Annotated in this window: 22 protein-coding genes and 1 pseudogene; 8 read left to right on the top strand and 15 right to left on the bottom strand. The window is 60.6% G+C overall.

Annotated elements, in window-relative coordinates; translation table 11 throughout:
• Window positions 1-69 precede the first annotated feature (69 nt).
• Window positions 70-738, top strand: a complete 669-nt coding sequence (elbB, locus tag IB254_RS05030) for an isoprenoid biosynthesis glyoxalase ElbB (protein WP_008024305.1) — start codon at window positions 70-72, stop codon at window positions 736-738.
• 134 nt (window positions 739-872) lie between these two features.
• Here elbB and IB254_RS05025 read toward each other — a convergent pair whose 3' ends face one another.
• Window positions 873-1,328, bottom strand: a complete 456-nt coding sequence (locus IB254_RS05025; protein WP_192227491.1) for a YaiI/YqxD family protein — start codon at window positions 1,326-1,328, stop codon at window positions 873-875.
• 67 nt (window positions 1,329-1,395) lie between these two features.
• Complete coding sequence (locus tag IB254_RS05020; protein ID WP_192416650.1) at window positions 1,396-3,294, bottom strand: FTR1 family protein; 1,899 nt, start codon at window positions 3,292-3,294, stop codon at window positions 1,396-1,398.
• A 316-nt stretch (window positions 3,295-3,610) separates the two neighbouring features.
• Between IB254_RS05020 and IB254_RS05015 the strand changes: the two genes are divergently transcribed.
• Genes IB254_RS05015 through IB254_RS05000 form a run of 4 tightly spaced genes read left to right on the top strand, consistent with a single transcriptional unit; the run spans window position 3,611 to window position 6,733 of the window.
• On the top strand, window positions 3,611-4,996 hold the full coding sequence (locus IB254_RS05015) for a COG3014 family protein (protein ID WP_192416649.1): 1,386 nt from the start codon (window positions 3,611-3,613) through the stop codon (window positions 4,994-4,996).
• Between the two features lie 15 nt (window positions 4,997-5,011).
• A complete protein-coding gene (locus IB254_RS05010; RefSeq protein ID WP_192416648.1) occupies window positions 5,012-5,362 on the top strand; it encodes a YcfL family protein in 351 nt (116 codons plus the stop codon).
• 33 nt (window positions 5,363-5,395) lie between these two features.
• Entirely contained in the window at window positions 5,396-5,986 is a 591-nt protein-coding gene (gene lpoB / locus IB254_RS05005) for a penicillin-binding protein activator LpoB (RefSeq protein WP_192227487.1), read from the top strand.
• A gap of 3 nt (window positions 5,987-5,989) precedes the next feature.
• Window positions 5,990-6,733, top strand: coding sequence for a penicillin-binding protein activator LpoB (locus IB254_RS05000; RefSeq protein WP_192416647.1), 744 nt, complete (start codon window positions 5,990-5,992; stop codon window positions 6,731-6,733).
• A gap of 54 nt (window positions 6,734-6,787) precedes the next feature.
• On the opposite strand, the gene IB254_RS04995 is transcribed toward IB254_RS05000, so the two are convergent.
• The 3 genes from IB254_RS04995 to IB254_RS04985 form a co-directional block, all read right to left on the bottom strand.
• Window positions 6,788-7,420, bottom strand: coding sequence for a LysE family transporter (locus IB254_RS04995; protein ID WP_008024319.1), 633 nt, complete (start codon window positions 7,418-7,420; stop codon window positions 6,788-6,790).
• A 118-nt stretch (window positions 7,421-7,538) separates the two neighbouring features.
• Window positions 7,539-8,120, bottom strand: coding sequence for a mechanosensitive ion channel family protein (locus tag IB254_RS04990; RefSeq protein ID WP_192416646.1), 582 nt, complete (start codon window positions 8,118-8,120; stop codon window positions 7,539-7,541).
• On the bottom strand, window positions 8,120-10,030 hold the full coding sequence (locus tag IB254_RS04985; protein ID WP_192416645.1) for an ATP-binding cassette domain-containing protein: 1,911 nt from the start codon (window positions 10,028-10,030) through the stop codon (window positions 8,120-8,122). Before IB254_RS04985 ends, IB254_RS04990 begins: the two co-directional genes overlap by 1 nt.
• Window positions 10,031-10,080: 50 nt before the next feature.
• Here IB254_RS04985 and IB254_RS04980 point away from each other — a divergent pair, with 50 nt between their 5' ends.
• Complete coding sequence (locus IB254_RS04980) at window positions 10,081-10,545, top strand: TIGR02444 family protein (RefSeq protein WP_192416644.1); 465 nt, start codon at window positions 10,081-10,083, stop codon at window positions 10,543-10,545.
• Here IB254_RS04980 and IB254_RS04975 read toward each other — a convergent pair.
• Window positions 10,542-11,744 carry an AlgP family protein gene (locus tag IB254_RS04975; protein ID WP_192416643.1) on the bottom strand — a complete coding sequence of 401 codons (1,203 nt, stop codon included), beginning with the start codon at window positions 11,742-11,744 and terminating at the stop codon, window positions 10,542-10,544. The genes IB254_RS04980 and IB254_RS04975 overlap by 4 nt on opposite strands.
• Before the next feature lie 192 nt (window positions 11,745-11,936).
• Between IB254_RS04975 and IB254_RS04970 the strand changes: the two genes are divergently transcribed.
• The gene (locus IB254_RS04970) at window positions 11,937-12,602 is read left to right on the top strand and encodes an FKBP-type peptidyl-prolyl cis-trans isomerase (protein ID WP_008040643.1); all 666 of its coding nucleotides are present in this window, start codon (window positions 11,937-11,939) and stop codon (window positions 12,600-12,602) included.
• 60 nt (window positions 12,603-12,662) lie between these two features.
• Here the strand turns inward: IB254_RS04970 and rsd are convergent, their stop codons facing one another.
• The 8 genes and pseudogenes from rsd to IB254_RS29800 form a co-directional block, all read right to left on the bottom strand.
• Window positions 12,663-13,121, bottom strand: coding sequence for a sigma D regulator (gene rsd, locus IB254_RS04965; protein ID WP_192416844.1), 459 nt, complete (start codon window positions 13,119-13,121; stop codon window positions 12,663-12,665).
• Window positions 13,122-13,299: 178 nt separating this feature from the next.
• On the bottom strand, window positions 13,300-13,851 hold the full coding sequence (locus IB254_RS04960) for a disulfide bond formation protein B (protein WP_192416642.1): 552 nt from the start codon (window positions 13,849-13,851) through the stop codon (window positions 13,300-13,302).
• Between the two features lie 230 nt (window positions 13,852-14,081).
• Window positions 14,082-15,320 carry a heme biosynthesis protein HemY gene (locus tag IB254_RS04955; RefSeq protein WP_192416641.1) on the bottom strand — a complete coding sequence of 413 codons (1,239 nt, stop codon included), beginning with the start codon at window positions 15,318-15,320 and terminating at the stop codon, window positions 14,082-14,084.
• Window positions 15,317-16,471, bottom strand: coding sequence for a uroporphyrinogen-III C-methyltransferase (locus IB254_RS04950; protein ID WP_192416640.1), 1,155 nt, complete (start codon window positions 16,469-16,471; stop codon window positions 15,317-15,319). The genes IB254_RS04955 and IB254_RS04950 overlap by 4 nt, the downstream gene beginning before the upstream one ends.
• 16 nt (window positions 16,472-16,487) lie before the next feature.
• Window positions 16,488-17,255: a uroporphyrinogen-III synthase gene (locus IB254_RS04945; RefSeq protein ID WP_192416639.1), complete on the bottom strand. Its 768-nt coding sequence runs from the start codon at window positions 17,253-17,255 to the stop codon at window positions 16,488-16,490.
• Entirely contained in the window at window positions 17,252-18,193 is a 942-nt protein-coding gene (hemC, locus tag IB254_RS04940; protein WP_192416638.1) for a hydroxymethylbilane synthase, read from the bottom strand. The genes IB254_RS04945 and hemC overlap by 4 nt, the downstream gene beginning before the upstream one ends.
• Window positions 18,194-18,331: 138 nt before the next feature.
• The gene (locus tag IB254_RS04935; RefSeq protein WP_192416637.1) at window positions 18,332-19,078 is read right to left on the bottom strand and encodes a LytR/AlgR family response regulator transcription factor; all 747 of its coding nucleotides are present in this window, start codon (window positions 19,076-19,078) and stop codon (window positions 18,332-18,334) included.
• A pseudogene (locus IB254_RS29800) lies at window positions 19,075-19,284 on the bottom strand (sensor histidine kinase); the annotation flags it as partial. The pseudogene IB254_RS29800 and the gene IB254_RS04935, both read right to left, overlap by 4 nt.
• Window positions 19,285-19,525: 241 nt before the next feature.
• On the opposite strand from IB254_RS29800, the gene argH reads away from it, so the two are divergent.
• Window positions 19,526-20,920 carry an argininosuccinate lyase gene (gene argH, locus IB254_RS04930; protein WP_008040637.1) on the top strand — a complete coding sequence of 465 codons (1,395 nt, stop codon included), beginning with the start codon at window positions 19,526-19,528 and terminating at the stop codon, window positions 20,918-20,920.
• A gap of 56 nt (window positions 20,921-20,976) precedes the next feature.
• Here argH and IB254_RS04925 read toward each other — a convergent pair whose 3' ends face one another.
• The gene (locus tag IB254_RS04925; RefSeq protein WP_192416636.1) at window positions 20,977-21,651 is read right to left on the bottom strand and encodes a glutathione S-transferase family protein; all 675 of its coding nucleotides are present in this window, start codon (window positions 21,649-21,651) and stop codon (window positions 20,977-20,979) included.
• Between the last annotated feature and the right edge of the window lie 112 nt (window positions 21,652-21,763).

The raw sequence follows: 21,763 nt of genomic DNA, 5'->3' as shown, positions 1-21,763 counted from the left end.
CGAATTGAACCTATGGCAACGAGTGACAAATTAGTGGACATTTAACGCCATGAATCTGGAGAAAAGCCCATGAGCAAAAAAATTGCAGTGATCCTTTCCGGCTGTGGCGTCTACGACGGCGCCGAGATCCACGAAAGCGTGATTACCTTGCTGCGACTGGATCAGCGCGGCGCGCAGGTGCAGTGCTTCGCCCCCAACATCGCGCAGTTGCACGTGATCAACCACCTGACCGGCGAAGAAATGCCCGAGTCGCGCAATGTGCTGGTGGAGTCGGCGCGGATCGCCCGGGGCAACATCAAGGATATTCGCGAAGCTGACGTCGAAGAGTTCGATGCGCTGATCGTGCCGGGTGGTTTTGGCGCGGCGAAGAACCTGTCGAACTTCGCCATCGAAGGCGCTGGCTGCACCGTGCAACCCGATGTTCTCGCCCTGACCGAGGCGTTTGCCGAAGCGGGCAAACCGGTCGGGCTGATCTGCATCTCGCCGGCGCTGGCCGCGAAGATTTATGGACCGGGCGTGACCTGCACCATCGGCAATGACGCCGATACCGCCGCTGCGATGAACAAGATGGGCGCCACTCACAAGGATTGCGCAGTGACTGACATCGTTGAAGACAAAGCACGCAAACTGGTGAGCACCCCGGCGTACATGCTGGCGCAATCGATCAGCGAAGCAGCGTCCGGCATCAACAAACTGGTCGACCGCGTGCTAGAACTGACCCACGAAAACGACGCCTGACACGGATTACTGTAGGAGCTGGCTTGCCAGCGATGAGGCCGTAACATTCAGCGCATCATTTGCTGACTGTTCGATTGCTATCGCTGCGGTGCGGCGATCCGACAAGCCAGCTCCCACAGGGGTTTACGCAGGGTTCAGGATTTGCGGGTCAGCCGCGTGAGGATCCGGTCCAGCGCATTGGCAAACGCCTGCTTCTCGCGCTCGCCAAACGGCGCCGGCCCGCCGCTCATCTGCCCCTGTTCACGCAAGTCGGTGAACAGGTTGCGCACCGCCAACCGATCACCCATGTTTTGCGCGTCGAACTCCTTGCCTCGCGGGTCCAGCGCTGCCACGCCTTTCTTCACCAGCCGGTCGGCCAGCGGCACATCGCTGCAGATCACCAGTTCACCGGGCACCGCGTGTTCCACCAGATAGTCGTCCGCCGCATCCGGCCCGCTCGGCACCACGATCAACTTCACCAGCGCCAGCCCCGGCTTGATCTGCGGCTGCCCGGCCACCAGCACCACCTCGAACTGACGCTTGAGGGCGAACTTCACCACCAGATCCTTCGCTGCCCGGGGGCAAGCGTCGGCATCGATCCACACACGCATAGAATTTTTCCCCTTTAAAAGCTTCGCGACCCGACTTGCCCGCGAATGTGAGCGCAGCGAATGCCGTTTAAGAAACCGGCACCCGCCGCTTCTCCGCCACCCAGCTACGCCCATACAGCACGATGATCGCAATGATCGCCACCGCCTGCGCACTCAACGAATACGCATCCGCGTGAATACCCAGCCAGTCGAAGTCAAAGAACGGCACCGGCCGCGTGCCGAAGATCCCGGCTTCCTGCAACGCCTTCACGCCATGACCGGCAAACACCACCGACAACGCGCACAACAACCCGGCGTTGATACTGAAGAACAGCGACAGCGGCAGTTTCGCCGAGCCCCGCAGGATCACCCACGCCAGGCCAACCAACAACACCAGCGCCGTCGCCCCGCCCGCCAACACCGCGTTGTGCCCTGCCGGCCCCGCCTGCAACCACAGGGTTTCGTAGAACAGAATCACTTCGAACAGTTCGCGATACACCGAGAAGAACGCCAGTGTCGCAAAACCGAAACGGCCACCGCCGCCCACCAGGCTGCTCTTGATGTAATCCTGCCAGGCCGCCGCGTGGCGACGGTCATGCATCCACACCCCGAGCCAGAGCACCATGACCGCCGCGAACAACGCCGTCGCACCTTCCAGCAATTCACGCTGCGAGCCGCTGACATCAATCACGTACGCCGCCAGTGCCCAGGTCGCCAGACCGGCCAGCAACGCCAGGCCCCAACCAACGTTGACGCTGCGCACCGCCGATTGCTGGCCGGTGTTGCGCAGGAAGGCAAGGATCGCCGCCAGCACCAAAATCGCTTCCAGACCTTCGCGCAGCAGAATCAGCAGACCGGAGATGTAACTCAAGGACCAACTCAGGCCATCACTGCCCAACAGGCCGGCAGACTCTTTCAACTTGGCTTTGGCCGCCTCCAGACGCTCTTGGGCCTGGGCCACCGGCAAACCGTCCTGCAAAGACTGACGGTACGCCATCAGCGATTTTTCGGTGTCCTTGCGCACGTTGGCGTCGACGTTGTCCAGCGAGCTTTCGACCAGTTCGAAACCTTCCAGGTACGCCGCTACCGACAGGTCATAGGCTTGGTCGTGATCGCCGGCACGATAGGCGGCGATACTTTTGTCCAGCGTTGCAGCGGTGTAGTCGAGCAACTGCGCCGGGCCACGCTTGACCTGCGGCGGTTGCGCACGCTGCGCACGGAAAGTCGCTGCCGCTTGCGGGCCTTCGGCAGCCAGCACTTCGGCTGGGGTCTGACGGGCCAGGTCGGCGATGTTGTAGGTCTTTTCAGATGCGGCTGCGGCCGGATCGGCACTGAAACCGGCGATGTAGGTCGCCAGGTCCCAGCGCTGACGATCGTCCAGTTGGTCGGCGAAGGCCGGCATGTCAGTGCCTTCGACACCCATCCCCAAGGTGTTGTAGATCGCGTACAGGCTCAGGCGGTCCAACCGCGCGGCATCGCGCAGATTGGCTGGCGGCGGCGTCAGGCCGACACCGGCAGGGCCATCACCGGCCCCCGCATCGCCATGACAAACCGAGCAATGCTGGGTGTACATCGACGCACCACGGGTTGGGTCCGGTGTAATGATCGGCGCCTGACTGACTTCATAGGCCACCGCCAGCTTCGCACCGAGCTGCCGTGCCTGACGGGAAACGTCCGAGCCGTCCTGCCGCGCAGCGATGGATTTGCGCAGTGTGCTGACATCCTGCTCCAGCACCGTTTTTTCCGGCTTGGCCGGCAAGGCAGCGATCAGGCCTTGCAGCACCTTGCTGAATTCCAGCTGCTCGCGGTATTCAGACTCATTGATGACTTTGCCGGCCTCGACCGACTCCGGGTAATCGGCGCCGATGTAATCAAGCAAATGCAGCGCTTGCGGCGCACCTTCTACGGTGTCGGCCAGCAGATTGGAACTGCACAAGGCAAACAGCGGCAATACCAGCCAGGCCAAGAAACGGGACGGGGCAGTCATGAATGAATCTCAATTGGAAATACGAAGTAACACATTGTTCACTTCGAATGAGTTTCGCTCAAGCTTTGTTGTCTGAAACGCCGTCGCAGACCTCGATTGGTGCTTTTTCAAGATGATGGCACTTCCTGTTTTTCAGCAACCAAAAAGCCATTACTGCGCCACCATCCCTGTCTATAATGCAGAGCCTTCAATTGATCGATATGGCACTCAAAGCTCCTCTGCTCATGAGGAATTGGCAGGACGCCCGTCTGCGCCGATAGGTCCAAAAAGCCCGACCAGCAAGCGTGGCTGATCACCATTCACGGAAGAAGTACCTATGGCCTCCCGCGCCCTTGCAGTGATTGCGGTCAGCGCTGTCACGCTCCTCTCCGGCTGTTCGGTGTTTCGCAACTACGACTCGGAGCTCGCACAAACCAACATGCAGCTGGCTTCCGGCAATATCGATGCGGCGCTGACCCTGCTGGAAAAGAACAACTTCGGTGCAGACAAGGACCTCCTCTACTACTTCGAGAAGGGTGAATTGCTGCGCGCCAAGGGCGATCTGTCCGGCAGCCAGAGCGCCTGGAGCAGCGCCGATGTCGTGGTCGGTCAATGGGAAGAGTCGGTCAAACTCGATGCCGGCAAGTACCTCGCTCAGTTCGGCAGCTTCCTGGTGAACGACAAGGTCCGCCGCTACGAAGGCTACGACTACGAAAAAGTCATGCTGACCACGCAAATGGCCCTGAATCTGCTGGCCGTCAACGACTTCGACGGCGCACGTGTCGCGATCAAGAAAACCCACGAACGTGAAGCGGTGATCGCCAACCTGCGCGACAAGGAATACCTCAAGAGCGAAGAGGAAGCCGATAAGGTAGGCATCAAGACCGAGTTAAAAGACTTGTATGGCTATCCCGTCGCCAGCCTCGACGCACCTGAAGTGGTTGGGCTGAAAAACAGCTACCAGAGTGCCTTCAGCCATTACCTGGCCGGCTTCGTCTACGAAGCCCTGGGCGAAAAAGGCCTGGCCGCACCGGGTTACCGCACAGCAGCCGAACTGCGCCCAAACACTCCGTTGCTGGAGCAGGCATTGAAGGATCTGGACCAGAAAAGTGCCGAGGACGAAGACAGCGACATCCTGATCGTCGTGCAAAGCGGGCTGGCGCCGGCCCGGGGCTCGATCCGCTTGCCACTGACTCTGCCGATCAGCAACGGCGTGGTGATCGCTCCGCTGTCCTTCCCGGTCATCAAGCCAGATACCTCCACCGCCCCGCTCACCCAGATTGGCGTGGACGGTCAGCAACTCACCCTGACGCAACTCAACAGCATTACCACCATGTCCCGCCGCGCACTGCGTGACGACATGCCGGGCATCATTGTGCGCACCACTGTTCGTGCAGCTACCCGTGGCGTGGCGCAGGAAAAGATCAAACAAGTCAGCCAGCTGGCGGGCATGGCAGTCGGTTTCAGTTCAACCGTGTTCGAAGGTGCCGATACCCGTACGTGGCGCACCCTGCCGGACAACACCCATGTCGTGCGCCTGCGCCTGAAGAAAGGCGAGCACCAGGTCGCGGTTGGAACGACGGTGCTCAAGATCACCGTTGACCAGCGCTATCAAGTCATCAGCCTTCGCGCCGTGGGCAACCAGGTATTCGCCAGCGGCCTGGCCGTTCACGCGACCCCGAGCGCCAGCCCGACAGCCGTGGCCAGCTTCAAACAACTTTAATTACGGAGTCTTCCCATGCGCTTCAAACTCATCGCTGTCGTCATCCTGGCCTTGTTGGCCGGTTGCGCCACAACAGCCGCCAGCAAGGTAGTGGCCTTGGGCAAGCTAAGGGACATTGAGGTCGACGCCATGCGTGTCGCCCGGGAAAACGGCTTCATTACGGTCAATACACAGCTGAGCAACACCAGCTCCGACAACAAGACCTTCTACTACCGCTTTGCCTGGCTCGACCCTGATGGCTTCCCGGTTGCCGAAGAAGAAACCTGGAAGAGCCAGATGATGTACGGCGAGCAGACCCGCTTCATTCAGGCCATAGCGCCCACCCCCAAGGCCGTGGATTTCCGCCTGGAAATCAATACGCCTTAACACCCTATTCGTTCAGCTTCAGAGAGCATTCCCATGTTTGTACGCTTTTCGATGATTGCCGCTATCGCCCTCCTGGCCAGTGGTTGCGCCAGCAACCACCCACCGACCCTGGGCAGCAAGAACACCAGCTATGGCGACACCAAGGCTGTGGAAACCATCACCAACGAGTTCAGCTCCACCGACCTGCAGATCATCGCCGAGTCCATGACCCGCTCTCTCGCCCAGTCCGGCATTCTGCGTGGACGCCCGGTGGTCCAGGTCTACGACGTGAAGAACAAGACCAGCGAATACATCGACACCCGTGAAATCACCACCACCATCAAGACCCAACTGATGAAATCGGGCACGGCACGCTTCTCCAGCGACAACACCGATATGCAGAGCCAGGTTGATCAGATCCAGCTGCAAAACCAGAGCGGTCTGTACAAGAAAGCCACCGTGTCCAAGATCGGCAACATGATCGCCGCCAAATACCGCCTTGAAGGTTCGATCAGCTCGATCGTCAAGCGCAGCAGCGAGTACAAGGACGTCTTCTACAAATTCAGCCTGCAATTGATCGACGTTGAAAGCGGTCTGGCCGAGTGGATGGACGAAAAAGAGATCCGCAAAACTACGGAGCATTAATCAATGCGCGCATGGATTGGGATGATGGCCCTGGCTTGCACGTTCAGCGTGCAGGCGGCCCCGAAAGTCGCAGTAACCGACCTGGCATACGAGGAGCGCGTGGAGCAGTACATCCACACCGTTTCGTCCAAGGACAATTACCGCGAGGGTGAGTACAGCTCCAGCGGTTCTTCGAGCTACGACTCGTTCGAATCCAAAACCAGTTACATCGAGCAAACCGAGCTGCGCAAATTCACCGGCGACATCAAGGGCCAGATGCTGCGCTCCGGAATGTTCCAGCTGGTGCAAGGCAAGCCGCACACCGCCGAGTCCAAAGTCGATATCTATGACGTGATCGAGCGGATCAAGGCCGGCAACTTCGAGGGCGCCGACTATGTACTGTTCGGCACCTTGTCGGACGTAGACTTCAACAGTGATGTCAACGAAATACCCAACACCGACAGCTATTCCTCGGTGCTGGCACTGACCCTGGTGGCGGATTTCAGCCTGATCGACACCAAAACCTTCGAAATCACCTCGGCCTTCACGGCGATGGGCGAAGGCCAGGACACCAAGTTGACGAACCATCGGGACGCGAAAATCTCACAGAGTCGCCCACGGTTGGTACGTGAGGTGTCCAAGTCCCTGGGGGAAGATGTGGCTCGTCAATTGAGCGAACAACTGGGTGGCAGCGGGAATGAGCAGCAAGAGCAGGCGCCGTTGAGCAATAACCTGCCAGAGGATACAGAGCCAGTCATTTTGCGCTGATCCCTTGAACGAAAAAGGCGACCTCAAGGGTCGCCTTTTTTGTGCCTGGCGGTTTTACACCGCCGCTTTGCGCAGCGTCGCCATAAACGCCGCAGCGCCAATGAACAGCCCGGCAAACGTGCGGTTCATGCGTCTTTGCTGCTTGGGCGTGCGCAACATGCGCAGCACTTTGGACGCCAGCCCGGTGTAACCGGCCATGACGATCAGGTCAACGCAGACCATGGTTACGCCGATGATCAGGTATTGAACCAGTAATGGCGCATGCGGATCGATAAACTGCGGCAACACCGCCAGCATGAACACCAGGGCCTTGGGGTTGCTGATGTTGACCAGGAAACCGCGGAACACCAGGGCCATCGGCTTGCCGATCTGACGCACCGCCGCGTCATCGCTCATGTCGCTGGGCAGAGCGCGCCATTGCTTGATTGCGAGATAAACCAGGTACGCCACGCCGAACCATTTGATCGCATAAAAAGCGCTGGCCGACGCCGTGAGGATCGCGCCGACACCGGCACCGACAATCGCGATCTGCACCGCCAGGCCCAATTGCAGGCCCAGGGCATTCCAGTAACCGCGCCAGAAACCGTATTGCAGACCGCTGGACATCGACGCAATGGCGCCGGCACCGGGAGACAGGCTGATCACCCAGCAGGCGGCAAAAAACGCCAGCCATGTTTGAAGCTCCATCGCACACCTCGACTCAGACTCGTAAACAGATGTCTAAGCTAATGCGGCTTTGGGCCGATGACCATCGATTTTTTGCAGGATGTTGCGGTCGCCGACCAGCGTTTGCAGCTTTGAGGGCTTACTTTTCAAACCCGTTGGAAGGGAACACATCCGTACCGCGCCAGCGTCGAACCGAGCGCTGGAAGAACAGGCTGTTAGGCACCTGAACCATCGCACTGCCGGTCCCAAGCTCTTCAGCTTCGATCAACGTGGTGTAAAGCAGATTGATCGCCACCACCCGACCTTTGACGCCAGGCTTGTCAGTGGTGTCCACCAACTCGACCACATCGCCGAGGCGAAACGGGCCGACGGTGAAGATCAGGATCGCGCAGAGCAGATTGGAGAGCACGCTCCACATGGCGAAAAACGCCACCGCCGCTACCGCGACGAAGCCGGACAGCGCGGTCCAGAGCACCGTCGCCGACACCCCGAGGCGTTCCAGCACGAAAATCAGCGCACTGCCCATGATCAGCCAGCGCAGACCGCCCCGCAGCGGCATCAGCAGCTGCGGCGGGAACGGGTAGCGCTCGCCCAGGCGTGTCAGGCATTTCGCGACAAAGCGCTGGGTGAAGTAACCGGCCAACAGAATCAGCAGGATTTGCACGACGAGCCAGATCGGCTCGACCCACACCGCCGGCAGCGGCAGCTTGAACGCCTCCATCAGGACAGCGCCTCCAGCTCCGCCTGCATGCTTTCCAGCAATTCCAGGGCTTCCATCCAGGCTTCTTCCAGTTCGGCTTCACGCACTTTCAGCTTGGCTTGCTCGGCCAACAGATCACGCAGGTCGTTCTTGCGCGCCGGCTCGTAAATGTCGCTGTCGCCGAGGCTGGTATCGATCTTCGCCAGCTTCTCGTGGAGCTTGCCCAGCTCGGCTTCGAGCTTGTCAGCCTCGCGCTTGTGCGGTGCCAGTTGCTGACGCAACGCAGCGGCGGCCTGACGCTGGGCCTTCTTGTCAGTCTTGTCCGGATTGACCGGCGTGGTGTTGACCGGGGCGTTGCGCTGACGGTAGTCGACCAGCCAACGGGCGTAATCTTCCAGGTCGCCATCAAACTCCTCGACCTTGCCATCCGCCACCAGATAGAAATTGTCGGTGGTGCTTTTGAGCAAATGACGATCGTGGGAGACCACCAGTACCGCACCGCTGAATTCCTGCAAAGCCATGGTCAGCGCCAGGCGCATTTCCAGGTCCAGGTGGTTGGTCGGTTCGTCGAGCAGCAACAGGTTCGGCCGCTCCCAGGCGATCAACGCCAGGGCCAGACGTGCCTTCTCGCCACCGGAGAAGTTCAGCACTGGCTCGTCGATGCGCGCGCCGCGGAAGTCGAAACCACCGAGGAAGTCGCGCAACGTCTGTTCACGCTCGGTTGGCGCCAGACGCTGCAAGTGCAGCAACGGGCTGGCCTTCGAGTCGAGTGAATCGAGCTGATGCTGGGCGAAGTAGCCGACGACGGTGTTCTCGCCACGGGTCAGCCGACCGGCCAGCGGCGAAAGCTCACCGGCAAGGTTTTTGATCAGGGTCGATTTACCGGCACCGTTGGGGCCGAGCAACCCGATGCGCGCGCCAGGGGTCAGTTGCAGCTTGACCTTCTCCAGCACGGCTTTGTCGCCGTAGCCCAGACGGGCATCGGACAGATCGATCAGCGGGCTGGAAATCTTCGTCGACTCGCGGAAGACGAAGTCGAACGGCGAGTCGACGTGGGCGGCGGACAACTCTTCCATCCGCTCCAGCGCCTTGATCCGGCTCTGGGCCTGGCGGGCCTTGGTGGCCTGGGCCTTGAAGCGGGCGATGTAACTTTCCATGTGCGCACGCTGCGCCTGCTGCTTCTCGTAGGCCTGCTGTTGCTGGGCCAGACGTTCGGCGCGGGCACGTTCGAAAGCGCTGTAACCACCGCGATACAGGGTGATCTTGCGTTGGTCGACGTGGGCCACGTGATCGACCACGGCGTCGAGAAAATCCCGGTCGTGGGAAATCAGCAGCAAGGTGCCGGGATAGCTTTTCAGCCATTCTTCGAGCCAGATGATGGCGTCGAGGTCCAAGTGGTTGGTCGGTTCGTCGAGCAGCAGCAAGTCCGAGGGGCACATCAATGCCTGCGCCAGGTTCAGACGCATCCGCCAGCCACCGGAGAAATCGCCGACCTGGCGATCCATCTGCTCATTGGTGAACCCAAGCCCGGCCAGCAGCTTGCGGGCACGAGCGTCGGCGGTGTAACCGTCGGCGCTGTCGAGTTCCGAGTGCAGGCGAGCCAGAGCGGTGCCGTCATGGGCGGCTTCGGCCACGGCGAGGTCACGTTGCACCTCGCGCAGGCGCAGGTCGCCATCGAGCACGTAGTCGACCGCCAGGCGCTCGAGCGTCTCGATCTCCTGGCGCATGTGGGCGATGCGCCAGTCGGCCGGCAGGAAGCAATCACCCGAGTCCGGGTGCAGTTCGCCCCGGATCAAGGCGAACAGGCTCGATTTGCCGGCGCCGTTGGCACCGATGAGGCCGGCTTTGTGGCCGGCGTGCAGGGTCAGCTCGGCGTCTTCTAGCAGACGTTGCGGGCCACGCTGTAAAGTCAGGTTCTGAAGTCGAATCATAATGGCGGCGGAGTCTACCAGCTTCGCTCGCAACTGGCGCGAGTAGCACTATGTCCTCTGACCTGTGGAGCTTTTCCCTTGACACTTACGCCCGTCCCGGCGTTGAAGCCGCGTGCCTGACCCTGCAATCGGCGGGGGTGAATGTGTGCCTGTTGCTATGCGGGTTGTGGCTGGGCCAGCGGGGGATCGCCTGCAACGAACATCGACTGCAGCGGCTTCGCAACGTGGCGCAGCCTTGGGACTCGGATGTCGTTCAACCGCTGCGCGCCTTGCGCATGCGATGGAAAGTCGTCGCGACTGAGGACGCCGAACTGAATGCGTTACGCGAACAAGTAAAAACGCTGGAGCTGGAAGCCGAGCGGCATTTGCTGATGCGGCTGGAGCGAGCGGCGTTGAATTGGCCGCAGTGTGAGGCGACCGATTTATCGGCCTGGCTGGAGGGTGTGGCGGCGGGTGCCGCCCACCTGGACCGCGACGCGCTGCATCAGCTGCGCGTCGCGGCAACCGGCACTTAGGAAGCGCTGGTTGGGGTGGAGCTGGTGCTCGACGGTGCGACAGGCGTTGGCGCCGTGGTGACTGTCGAGGTGGAGGCTGCTGGTGCAGGCGCGGCCGAAGCGGATGGCGCCGGAGTCGCTGGCTTGGCAGCAATTACCGGGGTCGGCTTGGCAACAGCGGCCGGTTTTTTCACGGCTGGTTTGGCTGCTGGCTTGGCAGCTGGTTTTGCAGCCGGCTTGGCAGCGGCAGGTTTGGCTGCTGGTTTCGCTGCGGCAGGTTTTGCCGCGGTGGCTGGCTTGGCAGCGGCAGCAGGTTTTGCAGTCGCAGGTTTTGCAGCAGCAGTCCTGGTAGCGGCCGGTTTGGCAGCAGGTTTCGCAGCAGCAGTTTTAGCCACTGATTTTGCCGCTGGCTTGGCAGCGGTTTTAGCGGCGACCGGCTTGGCAGCAGGCTTCGCAGCGGCAGTTTTAGCGGCTGGTTTTGCAGCTGTTTTAGCGGCCGGTTTTGCAGCGGGTTTGGCCGCTGCAGTTTTTGCTACAGCCGGTTTGGCAGCAGTGGTTTTTGCAGCCGGTTTTGCGGCCGGTTTTGCGGCAGCTGTTTTGGCAGCGGCTGGCTTGGCAGCAGGTTTGGCAGCAGCAGTTTTAGCAGCTGGTTTTGCAGCCGGTTTAGCAGCGCTGGCAGCGACTGGTTTTTTCACCGCAGGTTTAGCTGCAGGTTTAGCCGCCGCTTTCACAGGTGCCTTGGCGGCAGGTTTGGCCGGTGCTTTTGCAGCAGCCGGTTTGGCAGCGGCTTTCTTCGCAGGGGCCGCAGCAGGCTTGGCCGCACGCAAGGACAACGCCTTGGCGACAGCCTCTTGAACACGACCGACGCCCTGGGCCAGTTTCAGGCTTTCTTGGGCATCGCGCTTGAGTTGCAGAATGTAGGCGCGGGTGTCGGACTGACGATCCTTGAGGGCATCGAGCACGTCTTCGAGTTGCTGCACGCCGTCCTTCGCCTTGGCTTGTGCCTTGGCTTTGCCGGCCGCCGCAGCGTCCTGCAATTTGGTGCGGGATTTGTGCAATTTCTCTTGTGCTTTTCCGCGCTGTTTTTCCAGTTTGGCGAGCAGTTTTTCAGCATCAGCCAAGGCTTGGGAACAAGCGGTTTCCAAATGCTCGAGCAAGCTGCCCGAGAGTTGTTGGAGTAAGTGCAACGGGGTATTTACAGGCTTCTTGGTGGCCGACATGGTTTACCTCCTGGCTGACGTGGGTGCGGCTCATACTAGACCTCTGCTGCTACCGCCGCTAGGGCATGTTGACAGTATCGAAAGCGTCGCGTTGCAACGGATCGAAAATCTTCCGCGCTTGCGCAAAACAAGTTCACTGTCGAACGCATTCACACTGGCATAATCTGCCGCATCTCAGGTCGGAGAGTGCCCATGTCGCGCTACCTTTTTTTATCGCTGTGCGTGTTTTTTTCCATCGCCCAAGCCGCCGAAAAAACCAAGGAAAATGAAGCTCACGATCTCGCTTACAGCCTGGGCGCGAGCCTCGGCGAACGCTTGCGCCTGGAGGTTCCCGACCTGCAACTGCAGGCGCTGGTCGAAGGTTTGCAGCAGGCCTATCAAGGCAAACCCCTGGCCCTGAAAGATGAGCAGATCGAACAGATTCTGACCGAGCACGAAGCGCAGGCAGCCTTGCAGCCGACCCCGCCACAGAGCGAAGCCTCTCTCGAAAAAGAGCACCGATTTCTCGCCGAAGAAAAAACCAGACCCGGCGTTCGCGAACTGGCCGATGGAATATTGCTGACAGAGCTGACACCCGGCACCGGCGCGAAAGCCGGTCCGAATGGCAAGGTTCAGGTGCTGTACGTCGGTCGTCTTCCCGACGGCACCGTGTTCGATCAGAACACTCAACCGCAATGGTTCAGTCTCGACAGCGTGATCAGCGGATGGCGCAGCGCACTGCAGAACATGCCGGTCGGTGCGAAGTGGCGATTGGTGATTCCATCGGCCCAAGCCTATGGCGCCGACGGTGCCGGCGACTTGATCGAGCCGTTCACGCCGCTGGTATTCGAAGTCGAATTGCGCGGTGCCACCAGCTAAACAGCGGAAACGAAAAACGGCGCGCAAAGCGCACCGTTTTTAGGTGTGGCAGGAAGGGGTTCAGGCCTGAACCGAATCCACTTCCTTGTGAGCGGTGTGCAGCACTTCGATCAGGCAGTCTTCCAGTTCGAAGCGTTCGTGCAACAGGCCACCCAGCTCCTTGAATTTCTCTGCGACGCATTTGCCTGCGTCACACAGGTCATTGAACGCGAGCAGCTTCTCGGTGATGACGTCGATGCGCGGATAGATGGTCTCGGCGAGTTCCAGGCCACGCTTGTCGTTGAAAGCCTTGGCCTCCCCCGTCAGCTGTTCGTAGATCTCGAAGTGCCCGGCAGACACGTAATCGACCAGCACGCCGCAGAATTCCTGCAATGGCTTGCGGTTCTCACCCAGCGCCTCAGGCTTGGCGCCGAGAGCATCATAGGCCCGAACCAGTTCGTGACGCTCCTGCAACCAGCGATCGATCAGCAGATTCACTCCACCCCAGCGTTCTTGAGCATTCTGACAACTTTCGAGCATGGCGGTCTCTCTTCCCTTGTGGGTCATGCTGCCCTACACCTGTCGCACACTTGAAGATCAAGAATCGGCCAGGCAGAGCGTCATTCGAGCAACATAATTCCAATGACACGTGCGGGCCAGATTATGCCCGCGCGACTGTGGCTTCAAGGTACGCAGCAGATAAAGTTCATACAAGTGTTTAATCGCCGACCAGCGCCCGGTGCGACGACGTGCCACTGAGCGGTCGCTGACAAGCGAACCAGACCACGCGCAGTAACTGGTAAACACTCAGGATCGTCATGGCGATGAAGAAGAGCAGACTCCACTCGGGAAGGCTCAGGTCAAACAGCGTCCAGGAAATCTGTGCGCATTCGGCCGCGCCCTTGAACATCTGCTGCACCACATAAACCAAGGGGGTTCTTGCGAACGGGTCCGCCAGGCTGAGCGAGCACGCTGATAGCTGTTGCACCGGATCGCCTTGCAACAACACCTGACGCCACGCCGTCACCGTACCTGCCAGACTGCACAGCAAACCGAGCAGCCAGTACAGGAACGAACCGAAGCGACCGGGGCCATGAACCGAAGCCATCAGGCAGACACCCGTGAGCACCGCCAGGCAAATCCGCTGTAAAAGGCACAGCCCGCAGGGCTTGAGGCCGACTGCATATTCCAGGTAGTAGGAAACGCCCAACGCCAGCGCGCCGGCAATGAAAACCATGAAAAACAAGGAGCGTGAGCAGGCCAACGTCATGGCTTTTCCGTACCAGTAGAGACAAGTGGTTACGGTAGAGGAAAGCGCGGCAGCCTTTCAAGGCAAGCCAGCAAGGACACTTCAACAGAGGTGTAGGGAATTCCCGACAGAAGCGAGAGGATCAGGTGTAGTCCTCTGTAGGACTTTGCCGTCGAGGCTCTACGAATGTAAGAAAACGTCGCTGCAACACCTACTGCGTGGCGAGGGAGCTTGCCCCCCTCGCCACACAATCAGGCATGAACCGGCGCCGGTAGCGGCGCGGCCAGCAAACGTTCGTCCAACAAACCAAGGCCTTCTTGAAACAGCTGGTTGCTGCGCTCGGTGTCGCCCAGTTGCGCCAGCAGCCGAGCCAGCTCGGCACAGGCTTCCGGGTTGCGCTGCACGCGCAGGCTGCTTTCCAGATAGTCCCGGGCCTTGCCCCACAAACTGTTTTGCAGACACAGACGACCAAGGGTCAGCAACAGGCTCGGGTCAGCAGGATGATCCTTGAGCCAGCCCTCGGCGGTCTGCAATTGACGCGCAGAGTCACTGCCGCGAACCAGCCCGTAAAGGCGTGCCAGATGGCTGTCGTAGTTGCGCTTGAGCGCCGTTCGCAGGACCTCTTCGGCCTCAACCTGCGCGCCCAGTTGCCGAAGTTGCTCGGCATACGCCAATACCAGTTGCGGTTCCTGGCGCTGAGCCGAGGTGAGTTGTTGCCAGGCGCGGTTGAGCGACTGCAAACCCACCGTCCCGTCTTCTTCCTGACGCGCAGCCAGGGACAGGTTTTCGCCCCAGGCCCGGCGCTCAAGTTCGGCCAGCTCGGCCGCCGGCAGGACCTTGTCCTTGCGCAGCTCCGGCAGCAGGCGAATCACCGCTGACCAGTCGCCGCGCTGCTGATGCAAGCGTTGCAACTGGCGCAAGGTCTGTACGTTGTGAGGGTGACGCTCATGCATCGCCTGCAACGTCGAGAGGGCGCCGTCGGTGTCGCCACGGTCGGTCTGCAATTGGGCATGACTCAGGGCAATCGCCAACTCGGCCTGAGGCTGTCGCTCCAGTGCGCGCTCCAGCAGGTTGTCGCTTTCTTCGTAATGACCTTGTTCGTTCGCCGCGCGGGCAGCGCCGAGGTAGTAAAGCAGCGGCTGACGCTCGGCTTCGGCGGCGCGATGCAGATGACGCTGCGCGCTGGCCCAGCGACCCTCGGCCAAATCCAGCTGACCGTGCTCGATCGCCACTTGCACCCGACGACTGCGATTGCGCCGCGACCATGGGTTGACCACGCCGCTGGAGGTCGTCACCAATTCGATCAACGCCTTGATGCCCCAGAACACCAGCCACAGCACCGCCACCAGCGCCAGGGTGGCCCACAGGCTCGATTCGAAACGGAAGCTCTTGTAGGCGATCAGCACGTAGCCGGAATGCTCGGCAATCGCCAGCCCCAGCGCGGCGGCAACGGCGATGGCCAGAAACACGATCACATAGAGGCGTTTCATGGCGTGGCCTCCTGCGCGGTGCTTGCGGCAGGTTTGGCCATGGGTTTGATCGAGTCTTCGGCGTTGACATTACGTCGCTCGAGATAGCCCTGAACCGCGCTCAGCGTGCCGGTCAGGTCCGGCGTGACCACGGTGACCGGCTGCTTGCTCAGTTCGCCCACCTGCTCGAGCATCACTTTGCTCTGCGGGTTGTCCGGGTTGAAATTACCCTTGAGCACGTCCCGCGCCTCGGCCAGCGCCTGGGTGTAGACCGCAGCCTGACCATTGAGCGCCGCCCACTGCGCCTGCTCCAGCGCCAGGCTCAAGGCCAGGCGCACCTGGCTCAGGCTCTGCCCTGCCAGCAGCGGACGGACATTTTTATCGGCATTGAAATCGATACGGATGTAACGCGAGATCTGATCCCACCACTGCGCCCAACGACTCGCGCCGTCGCCATCGGCGGTCAGGCCCAGCAGCGAATCGCCCCGGTCCTTGTACTCGGGAGCCAGCTCGGTGAGGCTGACCACCTGATCGCGCAGCGCACCCAGTCGCAGGAACAGGCCGGTGCGATCCGGCTGTTCGGTACTGCGCAAGGCGACCAGGGTTTTCGCCACTTGCTCGCGAGCGGCAAAGGAACCCGGATCGTTCTGTTCGCGAAGAATTTCGTCGGCGCCCTGCACCAGCGCCTGAGCGCTGTTGATGTCCTGCAACGCCGAAAGACGCAGGCTGGCCAGGCGCAGCAAGTGTTCGGCCTCAGCCAGGCGCCAGTCCTTGCGGCTGGCGCCGAGGACGGTTTCCAGACGTTGATTCAAGCGCTGCTGATCGCCTTGCAGCTGGATCACCAGACGGCTGCGGGCATCGAGTTCTTCGGCGGCAGGCATTTGCTCAAGGCGTGCGCTAAGGCGCTGCTCGTTGAGCTTCAGGCTTTGCGCCTGATCGTTCAACGCCTGCACCTGACTCAACTGCTCCTGCGTATTGGCTTGCAGGTGACGCACCTGCCAGACGCCCCAACCGCCCACCGCCACACCGGCGGCGCCCAGCAACAGCGCGACGATTGCCAGCCCATTGCCTCGGCGCTGCTCTGCAGCAGGTGGCGCACTTTCTACCGGTGCATCTATCGGCGCATCGATCACTGGCCGGGAGTCATCTTTAGGCAAGGCTGTTTCGCTCACGTATCCATCCTTTGCATTAGAGAACGGGTTCGGGATGCTCCCGTAACACCGTCAGCAAAGCCGTGGCACTCGCGCCACGACAATCCACAACTGTTTGGGCCCCGGCGGCACGTGCCAGCTCGGCGACCCTGGGGCTTGGTACAAACAACGGCAACTGCGCCAACTGCGGCCAGGCATCGCCGGCCAATTGATACAGATGCTCAAAACCCTGTCCACTGCTGACCACCAGCCCGTTCAAGCGTTCCGCCTTGATCCGCTCAGGCAGTGTTGCCGGCGGATACTGTGGAAGCTTGCGGCGATACAACTCCAGATAGTCGACACTAGCACCAAGCTCGCGCAAACGCTCAGCGAGCAACTCGCGGCCACCCTCCCCACGCAGGATCAGCACCCGTGGATCAGGCTGCTCGACAGCCTCGCGCAACGACGCAAGCTCCAGCAAGGCTTCGCTGTCATCACCCTCGGCCGGGAAACTCACGTCCAACCCGTGTTCATCAAGGATCTGCGCCGTCGCCGCGCCTACGCTGAACCACTTCAGGCGCGGTGCTTGCGGCCAGTACTGATCGACCAGGTCCACCGCGATTCTGGCGGCGGGTTTGCTGACCACAATCACGGCGCAATAACGATCCAGATCCTGAATCACCTGGCGCATTGTGGCAGAGGTCGGAATCGGTTCAATTTCCAAAAGCGGCAAACTGCTGCTGAAAATCCCCGCTTCGGCCAACACAGCGCTCAGCGCCGCCGACTCATCCGCCGGACGCGTCAGCAGCAGGCGCCAGCCCGTCACTCGTGACCTGCCTCACCGTAGACCGCTTTCAGAATGTCATCGGCACCCTGGCTCAGAAGGTCTTCGGCCACTCGCACACCCAGTGCTTCGGCATCGGCGCGCGGTGCACGGGCCTCGGCGCTGAGCAGCAGACCGCCGCTCGGATCGCCCACCAGGCCACGCAACCAGATCTGCTCGCCTTCCAGCACGGCGTAGCAGGCGATCGGCACCTGGCAACCGCCATTCAGATGTTTGTTGAGGGCACGTTCGGCGGTGACACGGGTGGCGGTGTCCTGATGGTGCAGCGGCGCGAGCAAGGCGTGAATTTCGCGGTCGGCGGAGCGGCATTCAATGCCCACGGCACCCTGCCCGCCGGCCGGCAGGCTGTCATCGACGCTGATCGCCGAGGTGATGCGATCCTCGAAGCCCAGACGAATCAAACCGGCCGCCGCGAGGATGATGGCGTCGTATTCGCCGGCATCGAGCTTGGCCAGGCGCGTGTTGACGTTACCGCGCAGGAAGCGGATTTCCAGGTCCGGGCGACGGGTCAGCAACTGAGCCTGACGGCGCAGGCTGGAGGTGCCGACGATGCTGCCTGGCGGCAATTCGTCCAGGCTGGCATAGGTATTGGAGACGAAGGCATCGCGCGGGTCTTCTCGCTCGCAGATGCAGAACAGACCGAGGCCTTCCGGGAAATCCATCGGCACGTCTTTCATGGAATGCACGGCGATGTCGGCTTCATTTTCCAGCAGCGCGGTTTCCAGCTCCTTGACGAACAGGCCCTTGCCGCCGATTTTCGACAGCGGCGAGTCGAGTAGCTTGTCGCCACGACTGACCATGGGCACCAACGTCACGAGCAGACCCGGATGGGCCTCTTCCAGACGGGCTTTGACGTATTCGGCCTGCCACAGGGCGAGAGCACTTTTGCGGGTGGCGATGCGGATTTCGCGAGAGGACATGGATCAATCCGTACTGAATAGATACGGCAGATAATAACAGCTCAACCAAATCCGCTTTGACTTGAATCAGGAATTGCCTGGCCTCCCTGGCCCCGGACGTCCGGCAATCGGGTGAGAAGTTCGCCTGCGGGTGGCGAATTAAAGCTGTTGCATCATTTTGCGCACACCGGCCACATGGCGTCGGCTGACGATCAGGGCGTCACCGTTCAGGCCTTTGAGGAACAGCTGAAAATGCCCCAGTGGCGTGCGTTGCAGGCGTTCGATGCGTTCGCGGGCGACCAGGGCGTTGCGGTGGATCCGCACGAAACGGTCACCGAATTCATCCTCAAGGGCCTTGAGCGGCTCATCCAGCAGCACTTCGCCGCCTTCATGGCGCAAGGTCACGTATTTGTGATCCGCAATGAAGTAGACCACCTGCCCCAACGGGATCAGTTCAATACCTTTACGGGTACGGGCGCTGATATGGCTGCGCGGGCCGCTGCCGGTTTCGGCGGCGGGACGGGTCAAAGCCGCGAGCTGGACGCGATTGGGGCGTTCGGCTTTTTTCATCGCGTCATGCAATTGTTCTGTACGCACAGGTTTCACCAGATAGCCTACGGCGCTGGCCTGTAAGGCTTCCACGGCAAATTCATCGGGACCTGTGCAAAACACCACGGCGGGCGGGGTTTCGCGTTCGCACAATCGTGCAGCCACTTGCAGGCCATCGAGGCCCGGCATGCGGATATCGAGCAGCACGATATCCGGTTTGTGGCTGTCGATCAGTGCCAACGCTTCTTCGCCGTTCGTGGCGCTCGGCTCCAGGACACTGTATCCCTCGAGTTCGCCGACCATTCGGCTCAGGCGCTCGCGGGCAAGGGGTTCGTCATCAACGATCAGGACATTCATATTGCGCTGGATTCCTGCGTGAGTCTCGCACAAGGATAGCGTAGACAGGTGAAGTGACGTCTGTCACCGCGATCCACGCTAAGACTAGCGCGAGGGCCAAAAAGTGCCGCCCGTCCGACTGCTAAATTTTTATTTGCCGGGCAATTGGCGGTTGGCGAGGCATCGCCGTAGGGTTTGCTGATACACAATATGAACACCCCCTCTTCTTATCGTCCGCTGCAGCGCCAGGAAGTGCGCTGATCCTACTGTCCAACTGTAGACGGTTGCCGGCACGTTATTGCTCAATTGAAAAATATCGTTGCGCAATTTCCACAATGCCTGCCTTGAGTATGGGTCGACGCATGAGAAAAAAACGTGTCGACCAGTGTCAGCGACAGGATTGGCAACCCTGTTATTATCCGCCGCAGCTTTCAACGCCATCTTTCTTCAGCCGATACGAGCGAATTCATGAGCACTGACAAGACCAATCAGTCCTGGGGCGGCCGCTTCAGTGAACCCGTCGACGCCTTCGTCGCCCGCTTCACCGCCTCCGTCACTTTCGACCAGCGCCTGTATCGCCACGACATCATGGGCTCGATCGCCCACGCCACCATGCTGGCCAAGGTCGGCGTGCTGACTGATGCCGAGCGCGACAGCATCACCGATGGCCTGAAGACCATCCAGGGTGAAATCGAGGCCGGCCAGTTCGACTGGCGCATCGACCTCGAAGACGTGCACATGAACATCGAGGCGCGTCTGACCGACCGCATCGGCGTGACCGGTAAAAAGCTGCACACCGGCCGCAGCCGTAACGACCAGGTCGCCACCGACATTCGCCTGTGGCTGCGTGACGAGATCGACCTGATCCTGGGCGAAATCACCCGCCTGCAAAAAGGCCTGCTGGAACAGGCCGAGCGCGAAGCCGGCAGCATCATGCCGGGCTTCACTCACCTGCAAACCGCGCAGCCGGTGACTTTCGGGCACCACATGCTGGCCTGGTTCGAAATGCTCAGCCGCGACTATGAGCGTCTGGTCGACTGCCGCAAGCGCACCAACCGCATGCCGTTGGGCAGTGCCGCGCTGGCCGGCACCACGTACCCGATCGACCGCGAATACACCGCGCAACTGCTGGGCTTCGACGCCGTGGGCGGCAACTCGCTGGACAATGTGTCCGATCGTGACTTCGCCATCGAGTTCTGCTCGGCCGCGAGCATCGCGATGATGCACTTGTCGCGTTTCTCCGAAGAGCTGGTGCTGTGGACCAGCGCCCAGTTCCAGTTCATCGATCTGCCGGACCGCTTCTGCACCGGCAGCTCGATCATGCCGCAAAAGAAAAACCCGGACGTGCCAGAGCTGGTTCGCGGCAAGACCGGTCGCGTCTTCGGCGCACTGATGGGCCTGCTGACCCTGATGAAAGGCCAGCCATTGGCCTACAACAAGGACAACCAGGAAGACAAGGAACCGCTGTTCGACGCCGCCGACACCCTGCGCGACTCGCTGCGGGCCTTTGCCGACATGATCCCGGCGATCAAACCCAAGCACGCAATGATGCGCGAAGCGGCGCTGCGCGGTTTCTCCACCGCCACCGACCTGGCCGACTATCTGGTGCGTCGTGGCCTGCCGTTCCGTGACTGCCACGAAATCGTTGGCCATGCCGTGAAGTACGGCGTGGAAAGCGGTAAAGACCTGGCGGAAATGAGCCTGGAAGAGCTGCGCAAGTTCAGCGACCAGATCGATCAGGACGTGTTCGCCGTACTGACCCTCGAAGGTTCGGTGAACGCCCGTGACCACATCGGCGGGACCGCTCCGGCGCAGGTCAAGCAGGCGGTGGCTCGCGGCCAGGCGCTGCTCGCCAGCCGTTAAACGGCCTCTGTAACACCTGAGCTCGATGGCTGAAAGGCCATCGAGCTTTTTTATGCTCAGGCTGTCGCGCGTCCAACGGCTCCCACCCGCTGCAAAAAGGCAGGCGCTTCAGCCAGCCGGTCAGCGGCGACTTTTTGTACATTCGGATTATCGGCCAGGCGCTCCAACAAGGCTTTGGCGCCGGGCATGTCGCCGAGGAAATCGACGTTGAACAAACGCTTTCCGACGTCCGCCGCCAGATCGACGCTGTAGAGAAAGTACAAATCGGCCAGGGTGAACTGTTCGCCCGCCACATACGGTGCAAACCGCGCCCGGTGTTTCAGGGCGGCAAATCCCTTGATCAGGTCTCGCTCGGATTTGGCCTTCAGCGCCTCGGGGGTCGGCCTGCCACCAAAGAACACCTCGACATAACAGACTCGCGCCGGCAGTTCGATATACAACTCGATCTCCTTGGCCATGGCTCGAACGCCTGCCCTTTCAAACGGCGTTTGCGGCAGCAGTGAAATGCCCGGTTGAGTCTCTTCGATGAAATCGAGGATAGCGTCCGTTTCGCTCAAGAACCCTTGTTCGGTTTCCAGTACCGGCACTTTCCCGCGTGGGCTGACCGCCAGGATGTCCGGGTTCTGGCATCCATGAAACGGAACCGTTTCAAACGGCACGCCTTTCTCCAGGAGTGCCAGTTTGACCATGTTGAAATAATTGCTGGCCGCAAAGCCATACAGTTTGAGCATCGTCGGGTCTCCTTGACCGTGGAAGTTTCCTGATCGGAAACGATCGATGCTCAAGGTAACCAATACCCGGGGCCGTGGAAGAACCCGGTTATTACCGCGTAAGACGCAATTG

Origin of the sequence: Pseudomonas sp. PDM03 (assembly GCF_014852385.1) — a bacterium.
Taxonomy (GTDB): Bacteria; Pseudomonadota; Gammaproteobacteria; order Pseudomonadales; family Pseudomonadaceae; genus Aquipseudomonas; species Aquipseudomonas migulae.
This window is presented reverse-complemented; position numbering and strand designations above follow the sequence as displayed.

Bases quoted from the DNA above. Each gene is read 5' to 3' on its own strand.
- elbB (WP_008024305.1), top strand. From the start codon at position 70: ATGAGCAAAAAAATTGCAGTGATCCTTTCCGGCTGTGGCGTCTACGAC.
- IB254_RS05025 (WP_192227491.1), bottom strand. From the start codon at position 1,328: ATGCGTGTGTGGATCGATGCCGACGCTTGCCCCCGGGCAGCGAAGGAT.
- IB254_RS05020 (WP_192416650.1), bottom strand. From the start codon at position 3,294: ATGACTGCCCCGTCCCGTTTCTTGGCCTGGCTGGTATTGCCGCTGTTT.
- IB254_RS05015 (WP_192416649.1), top strand. From the start codon at position 3,611: ATGGCCTCCCGCGCCCTTGCAGTGATTGCGGTCAGCGCTGTCACGCTC.
- IB254_RS05010 (WP_192416648.1), top strand. From the start codon at position 5,012: ATGCGCTTCAAACTCATCGCTGTCGTCATCCTGGCCTTGTTGGCCGGT.
- lpoB (WP_192227487.1), top strand. From the start codon at position 5,396: ATGTTTGTACGCTTTTCGATGATTGCCGCTATCGCCCTCCTGGCCAGT.
- IB254_RS05000 (WP_192416647.1), top strand. From the start codon at position 5,990: ATGCGCGCATGGATTGGGATGATGGCCCTGGCTTGCACGTTCAGCGTG.
- IB254_RS04995 (WP_008024319.1), bottom strand. From the start codon at position 7,420: ATGGAGCTTCAAACATGGCTGGCGTTTTTTGCCGCCTGCTGGGTGATC.
- IB254_RS04990 (WP_192416646.1), bottom strand. From the start codon at position 8,120: ATGGAGGCGTTCAAGCTGCCGCTGCCGGCGGTGTGGGTCGAGCCGATC.
- IB254_RS04985 (WP_192416645.1), bottom strand. From the start codon at position 10,030: ATGATTCGACTTCAGAACCTGACTTTACAGCGTGGCCCGCAACGTCTG.
- IB254_RS04980 (WP_192416644.1), top strand. From the start codon at position 10,081: ATGTCCTCTGACCTGTGGAGCTTTTCCCTTGACACTTACGCCCGTCCC.
- IB254_RS04975 (WP_192416643.1), bottom strand. From the start codon at position 11,744: ATGTCGGCCACCAAGAAGCCTGTAAATACCCCGTTGCACTTACTCCAA.
- IB254_RS04970 (WP_008040643.1), top strand. From the start codon at position 11,937: ATGTCGCGCTACCTTTTTTTATCGCTGTGCGTGTTTTTTTCCATCGCC.
- rsd (WP_192416844.1), bottom strand. From the start codon at position 13,121: ATGCTCGAAAGTTGTCAGAATGCTCAAGAACGCTGGGGTGGAGTGAAT.
- IB254_RS04960 (WP_192416642.1), bottom strand. From the start codon at position 13,851: ATGACGTTGGCCTGCTCACGCTCCTTGTTTTTCATGGTTTTCATTGCC.
- IB254_RS04955 (WP_192416641.1), bottom strand. From the start codon at position 15,320: ATGAAACGCCTCTATGTGATCGTGTTTCTGGCCATCGCCGTTGCCGCC.
- hemC (WP_192416638.1), bottom strand. From the start codon at position 18,193: ATGTCCTCTCGCGAAATCCGCATCGCCACCCGCAAAAGTGCTCTCGCC.
- IB254_RS04935 (WP_192416637.1), bottom strand. From the start codon at position 19,078: ATGAATGTCCTGATCGTTGATGACGAACCCCTTGCCCGCGAGCGCCTG.
- argH (WP_008040637.1), top strand. From the start codon at position 19,526: ATGAGCACTGACAAGACCAATCAGTCCTGGGGCGGCCGCTTCAGTGAA.
- IB254_RS04925 (WP_192416636.1), bottom strand. From the start codon at position 21,651: ATGCTCAAACTGTATGGCTTTGCGGCCAGCAATTATTTCAACATGGTC.